The organism is Rhizobium sp. PP-F2F-G48 (assembly GCF_004342335.1).
GTDB lineage: Bacteria > Pseudomonadota > Alphaproteobacteria > Rhizobiales > Rhizobiaceae > Ferranicluibacter.
Genome location: NZ_SLVH01000026.1, coordinates 1 through 6,635 on the forward strand (window position 1 = coordinate 1; position 6,635 = coordinate 6,635).

Annotated in this window: 3 protein-coding genes and 5 pseudogenes; 6 read left to right on the forward strand and 2 right to left on the reverse strand. The window is 56.2% G+C overall.

Going from position 1 to position 6,635, the window contains the following annotated elements:
- Positions 1 to 343: 343 nt before the first annotated feature.
- The 6 genes and pseudogenes from C8J36_RS24540 to C8J36_RS25685 all read left to right on the forward strand — a co-directional run bounded on the left by C8J36_RS24540 (position 344) and on the right by C8J36_RS25685 (position 6,162).
- Entirely contained in the window at positions 344 to 1,078 is a 735-nt protein-coding gene (locus C8J36_RS24540) for a TetR/AcrR family transcriptional regulator (protein WP_132537879.1), read from the forward strand.
- Positions 1,079 to 1,750: 672 nt separating this feature from the next.
- A pseudogene (locus tag C8J36_RS24550) lies at positions 1,751 to 2,706 on the forward strand (IS630 family transposase).
- Positions 2,707 to 2,920: 214 nt separating this feature from the next.
- Positions 2,921 to 3,353: pseudogene (locus C8J36_RS25575) on the forward strand (electron transfer flavoprotein-ubiquinone oxidoreductase); the annotation flags it as partial.
- Positions 3,354 to 3,365: 12 nt separating this feature from the next.
- Positions 3,366 to 3,530, forward strand: a pseudogene (locus tag C8J36_RS25580) (short-chain fatty acyl-CoA regulator family protein); the annotation flags it as partial.
- Between the two features lie 1,089 nt (positions 3,531 to 4,619).
- Positions 4,620 to 5,996, forward strand: coding sequence for an MmgE/PrpD family protein (locus C8J36_RS24565; protein ID WP_165915172.1), 1,377 nt, complete (start codon positions 4,620 to 4,622; stop codon positions 5,994 to 5,996).
- Between the two features lie 43 nt (positions 5,997 to 6,039).
- A complete protein-coding gene (locus C8J36_RS25685) occupies positions 6,040 to 6,162 on the forward strand; it encodes an NAD(P)-binding domain-containing protein (protein WP_348631380.1) in 123 nt (40 codons plus the stop codon).
- A gap of 41 nt (positions 6,163 to 6,203) precedes the next feature.
- Here the strand turns inward: C8J36_RS25685 and C8J36_RS24575 are convergent.
- Positions 6,204 to 6,386, reverse strand: a pseudogene (locus tag C8J36_RS24575) (transposase); the annotation flags it as partial.
- Positions 6,331 to 6,635 (reverse strand): annotated as a pseudogene (locus C8J36_RS25585) (hypothetical protein); the annotation flags it as partial. The pseudogenes C8J36_RS25585 and C8J36_RS24575, both read right to left, overlap by 56 nt.

Below are 6,635 nucleotides of genomic sequence, written 5' to 3' on the forward strand. Positions count from 1 at the left end.
CCTTATCGACGAGCAATGTGATCCGGAAAGGATCGAACGCATCATGGCGGACCAGCCTAAATCATAAGCTCTGCGGCCTTCGCCGGATGGATACGGCAGGAAAGCTTCCATAAGGGAAATAGGGCGTAAACGAAATTCTTAGATGAGATCAAATCCATCGGATATTTTTACTTCACACCAACATAGGCTGGCGTCAACCTCTAATCCATTTGTTCAGAATGCCCACCCGTGAGCCAAAATCCTCCATCGTTGCGTGGTGCCGTCTTCCTTATTGGATAAAACTGTGCAAACTGATGACTGTCCGATCATTCATAAGATGTGTTTATTCACTAGAAGGTAAAGCATGGCCCGTCGAGGAGCTCAAATCGACAAAAAGCGAGAGGACTTCGATTCGATCTGGCTTGAAGACCCCAGAACGCTCGGTCTGGTCAAGGCGCAGGTGGAAGATCCTGTGCTTGTCCGGACCCGTCGCGGACAGTTTGTTAGAAGTGCTATCAAAGTGTTTTGCGCAAAAAGCTACCACGCTGCGACTATCAAGGAAATAGCGAAAGATGCAGGTGTAAGTCCTGGCCTGATTTATCAATACGTTAACGACAAGGAAGAACTGCTTTTTCTCGCTCTTCAGCTTATCGTGTTTACTTTGAAACAGGGATTACCCGAGGCCTCCAACCGGGTATCAAACCCCGTCATGAAATTCTACGCATGCTTTGAAGCATATTGCAGAGTGATCGAGGAAAATCGCGATGCGAGTATTCTGACATATCGGGAGACAAAGTCGCTCGCCAAAGAACATATTAACTTTATCAAGGATATGGAGCTCCAGACGAACGAAATCATAGCGATCACGGTTAGGGATTGCATTGAGCAGGGATACTTTACTGACGTTGACGTGGAACTGTTCGTCTACCATACGATAATGACCGCTCACTCTTGGGCTTTGAAATACTGGAGGCTTTCGAAAGTCACCACAATCGATGAGTACATTGTTGCGAACGCGAGGTTCCTTCTATCCTCCGTCCTAACAGCCAAAGGACGAGAAGCGCTGGACGCGAAACTTAGTGTTCTTCCAGCGCACTGATTTGCGACGTGCAACCTATGGGACTAAGGATTTAGCTAGCGGCCCTTGTTCGGCGGCGAACGCGCCGCTGCATCCTGTCGTTGATCGAGACCGCAAAGCTCAAGTCTACCTGCGAGAGGTTCTCACCCACATCGCCGAAAGTCCCACCAACGGGATCGACGAACTCCTTCCGTGGAACCTGCAAGGTCCGCAGAGTTGGCCTGACCGGACGCTTACAGACAGAGTTGGCGCCAACAAGTTCCAGCGCCTCCGCATGTCCCGACCCTATATGGGCTACCTGGGTCAGTTAGGGTACCAGATTTGTCGGTCAGTCGGTATTGCCCAAAGAGGTGAGGGGCGGTATTCGTCGCAAATCTGCCTTGGTATGCGTCCCTTTAGCAAGACTTTATCGAGACGCTGATTTCGTACCTTTGGCTGGTGCATTGTTTTCCTACATGGCTGCTGAGTGCTGGCAGTGTATCGAGCGGTGGATCTGGCGACGCCTGTTTGAGCCGAGCCTCCAACCAAGCCACTGCGGAGGCTCGTTTCGTGCGGAAAATACGATGCTCTCGGCTGGGCGAAATTAAATTTGCATCTTAGCGCTGATGGTGCTCTAGAGCATCGGACTTGAAAACGGAATCTCTAGATCCCCATTGGGATCGGATCATGATTCACTTGGTCAGGAGGTGCTCCATGGCCAAGTATTATTCATCTGATCTTCTTTCCCGTGTTGTTGCCTATGTTGATGCCGGGCATTCCCGGCGGGCTGCAGCGCGCCGTTTCGGCGTCAGCGACAGCTTCGCGGTCAAACTGCCGCAGCGTGTTGCCGAGCATGGCACGCTGTCGCCGGCCCGACAGGGGCGACCCCGTGGCGGGCGGTTGGTCACGTTTCGAAAGTTTCTTAGTCGGGACGATTGAAAGACAGCCTGACATCACCATGCCGGAACTGGCGGCACGGCTGCTCGAAGAACACAAGATGAAGGCCGATCCGGCAGAGCTGTCCCGGTTTTTGTGCCGGTGTGGCTTCACATATAAAAAAGGCGCTGCTGGCGTCGGAATGCGAACGCGCTGACGTCGCCAAGGCCCGGCACAGATGGCGGCACTCCCGCCAGCCACGCATGCGCAATCAGCCTGGCCGCCTGGTCTTCATTGACGAAACTTCCGTTACGACGAAGATGACACGCCTGCGCGGACGAAGCCTCAAGGGCGAGCGTCTCAAAGCGCACGCCCCTTTCGGCCATCTGGGTACACAGACCTTCATAGCAGAGCTCCGGTGCGACGGCCTGACTGCTCCCTGGATCATCGACAAGGCAATGAACCGAGCGGCGTTCGACACCTATGTCGAGACCCAGCTTGCTCCGACCTTGAGCAAGGGCGACATCGTCATCCTCGACAACCTCGCCATCTACAAGAGCGCCAAAGCTGCCGAATGCCTCAAGCGGAAAGGCGCGTGGTTCCTGTTCCTGCCGCCCTACAGCTCCGATCTCAATCCTATGGAAATGGCCTTCGCCAAGCTCAAGGCTCACCTGAGAAAGGCAAAAGCCAGAACCTTCGAGGCCCTCTGGCGCGCCATTGGCGACATCTGCAATCTCTTCACACCGCAGGGGTGCTGGAACTTCGTAAGGGACGCAGTATATGCGTATGTTTAATCGTCCGAAGCTCCATACCCAAATCGGCGCTACCGCATCGTATGACGTGGCCACGCTACTTTGATGTAAAGAGTGTCAACAGCACTTTTCCTTTGTCGCCTAGCAGGCAACAAGGCAGTCGCGCGTCGTAGTCTTCCTTCCCCGTGCGATAAAGGCGTCACCCAATACCACGGTCTTCACGGCAACGTCTTCCACCTTCGTATCCGCAGCAGTTACCCGCGGCATGGAGCTCCACGGCAATACGTGCTGATCGGCGAGGGCGTGCCCGGATCGCTTGCCAAGGAGCTGATCCACCGCTTCAAGCTCGACGAAGGCCGCGAGCCGCAGAAATAAGGCATCGGCCTCAAGGAACTTTGGCAAGTCAGCCGGACAGGCACCGCAAGGGGCTAGTGCAGCATTCGTTCGGCTGGCCGCTGGGCTTCAAGACCTGGGGCGGCTCGTTTCTCTACCACCTCGGCGACGATCTGGTCGTGGTCGGCCTCGTCGTGCACCTGATTTACAAGAACCCCTATCTCACACCCTTCGAGGAATTCCAGCGCTTCAAGACCCACCCGGCGATCCGCAACACGTTCGAAGATGCAAAGCGGCTCTCCTATGGCGCCCGCGCCATCACCGAGGGCGGTTACCAGTCAGTGCCCAAACTCGCGGATCGACTGACGTATCATCGTCTGCATGAGAAACCGGAATTCACACCCGTCGGCATTGCCTGTCGCCTCTGTCAGCGGACCACGTGCACCGCGCGCGCTGAGCCGCCAATCGGTCGCCAAATTCTTTCTGACGACTATCGCCGTACCCGGGCGCCCTTTGGTTTCTCCGACGTTTAATCAATAATGCAAGGCAAAATATTTGGATTTCAATAAGTGAGCTAGTCGATGTCACTTGTGCGAATATTCAGTGCAACTAGCGTCGAAATCTATGATCCGAAATGAACCCTGCTTCCCGAACAGCAGGTATTGCTGAAATTACGGGGTTAAGTTTGCCGACTCGATGGGCAGCCGCCGTGCAAACGCTATATTAGAGTCTAAACAAAATGAGCGTCTGCTATGAGACCGCATGTTATTTGCCTAATGATAACATCTCCAGATGGCAGCCTGCATCCCAGTCGCTGGACGAAAGCCTGACGGGAGGCGATCTGACGGGTCTTCGTTTTGCGAAAAGTTTCATCGGGAACTCGCTGGAAATGCCTGGCTGGTCGGCTGGGGAAATCCTAATTGCAGTCACGTCAACAGAACGAGCAGTGACCACGATGCGCAGCGCCGCCTGGCAGCATGTGTGCCGGCAATGCCAGAAGGCCCTTACCACAGTCAATGCAAAGGCAGCTTCTGTTTACTGAAACATCCTTTAGTTCCTGGCGAGAACGCATGAGATCCGGGAGCGGTACCCGACTTGTTCGAGATACTGCTGATGCAGATTAAGCCGTCTCATCTCAGAATGATTGGTCGTTCATTTTGTTCTTGCCAACGGGCTGAGTTTTTTGCAGTATATGAATCGCAACCAATAATTGCTCGTGGCAGATAGACCGGGGACTTAACGTCGCAGATCAACGTGGAAATCCTGGAAAATAAATCGCGGGCCGCGGTAGCCGGGCAGATCATTGGCCGGCTCTTAGGGAGAGAAAAAATGATCAAACTCACAGCCGCGCTTTTCTGCCGCACTTACGTCCGTCGCGGGCTGCCGAGACCATCGCGGAAGAGCTGATGCCGCCCGCAGGTCGAGAGCGATAAGGATATCCTCGATTTCATCCGTAAAAATTGCACGATAACGCAGCACATGGTCTGCACTTGCCGAATGGGACACGATCCGATGGCGGTGGTCGACGACCGGATTGGCGAGTTTCAAATCTCCGGCGCCGCTGGGTCAGCAGGCGCACTTGTAGAATGGCAACGGAAAGGCCGCGAGGCGCGCAGGGTGAGATGTCAGGTCTGGAGCACTCCATCGTTCAGCACATTGCTGACACAAAACCGGGCGGTATCGGCAAGGAGGCCCTTGCGGCGGCAAAGGCCGGTATCGCGGATCTGCTCTGCGTGATGATCGCGGCTTCGGGCTTCTGCGTGGAAACCGCGCCGCTCGTCGATATGGCCATTGCCGGGGGCGGTGCGCATGAAAGTACGGTCATTGGCCACGGCATCCGTTTGCCGGCGGCCATGGCCGCGTTTGCGAATGGGGCGTTGAGCCACCCGCTCGATTTCGATGATACGCACGACGCGGCCATCTGCCATCCGACCGCAGCGGTCCTCCCCGCGGCGCTCGCCGCCGCGGAACTCGCGGCGGACGTCAGCGGCGCTGAGCTGGTGGCAGCCGTCGCCCTGGCGGCGGACCTGGTTTGCCGACTGGGTCTTTCGCTAGACATTGCGCTTCCGCAGCATGGGTGGACCACGCCCATGACATGCGGATACTTCGGCGCCGTCGCAGCCGCCGGGAAAATCCTCCGGCTTACACCACGGGAGCTGCAGAATGCCTTTGGCATAGCGCTCTGCCAGATCGGTGGTACGCAGGAGATGGGACGCGGCGACAGCCAGATACGCGGCGTACGCGATGCCTTTACACAGCACGTGGGGGTAACGGCGGTTCTGCTAGCCCGGAGGGGACTGGAGGGGCCGAAGAACTTCCTCGGCGGCGATCGTGGGTTTTTCAACCAGTATTTCGACGGAAAATACTCGCCGGACCGCATGATCGATGGGTTGGGCGTCCGCTACGAAGGGGTCAATATAAGTTCGAAGCCCTGGCCCTGCTGCCGGGCAACCCACGCATACATCGAGGCTCTCAGAGATATAATCCTGAAATACGACCTTTACGACGATGATATTCGTGAAATTCGTGTCGTGGTGAGCAATTATGGGCGTGGAAATTGCGAACCCATCGAAGCGCGCCGCAATCCGCCCAATGCTATATTTGCGAAATACAGTATTCCTTTCACACTTGGCATAATGATGGTCAAGCGGGATGTCGCCATCTCGGATTTTTCCGAGGGCGCGCGTGCCGATCCCGACGTTATCGCCGCGGCCCGAAAGGTCACTTACAGCATCGACGAAAGCATAGCCGACAACAGGTTCGGCCCGGGCGATGTCGAGGTTGTCACGCGCGATGGCCGCCAGCTTCGGTCGATCGTTGAGGATCCGTACGGCAGCCCCACAAACCCCATGGTGCCGAAGGATATCGACGAAAAGTTACATGCGTGCCTCAGGCACGGCAAGCGGCAGTATCGTGATGCAGATCGACGTAATCTCATCGTGAACTTGCAGCATGTCGATTCCATCGCGAATGTAAACGAGTTAACATGCCTTATATAGATATATCCAATAACTATTGGAGTAAGCGAAGCGTATAGGATTTATTGGCCTTGGCTTGATGGGAAAGGGCATGGCGGCAGCGCTTCAGTCAGCCGGGTACGACCTCGTCGTCCATGATCTCACGCCCGAGATCGCCGCGCCGTTCGTGGACCGGGGCGCCACCTGACGAGATCGGCGCCCGAATTATATTCCGCTTCAGCCGGGGAGCTTGCGCGTGTATTTGCTGCCCCGCTTGGTAATCCCCAGTAGCTTCGGTTTGCCGCCTGTAGTCGCCTGCCGAGGCACCAGCCCGAGCCAAGCGGATAGGTCGCGACCGCGTTTGAATGTGGCCCCGTCACCGATAGCCGCCACCAACGCGGTCGCGTTCATCACACCGATGCCCGGTATCGTCCGGGCGGCGAGCGGCCGGGTCGTTGCGCGCCATCTCGGCAAACTCATCGTCGAGCCTCTTGATGCGCGCATCGAGAGCGCGCCACTGGTCAATCATGCCGTCGAGCAGAAGCCGAACGCGCGCGCCCACTCCGCTCCCGTCCGGCTCTGATAACGTATCCATCCGGCGAAGGCCGCAGAGCTTATGATTTAGGCTGGTCCGCCATGATGCGTTCGATCCTTTCCGGATCACATTGCTCGTCGATAAGG

What these genes read in the sequence shown, in the direction of transcription:
- C8J36_RS24565 (WP_165915172.1), top strand. Translation starts at nt 4,620, where the DNA reads ATGTCAGGTCTGGAGCACTCCATCGTTCAGCACATTGCTGACACAAAA.
- C8J36_RS24540 (WP_132537879.1), top strand. Translation starts at nt 344, where the DNA reads ATGGCCCGTCGAGGAGCTCAAATCGACAAAAAGCGAGAGGACTTCGAT.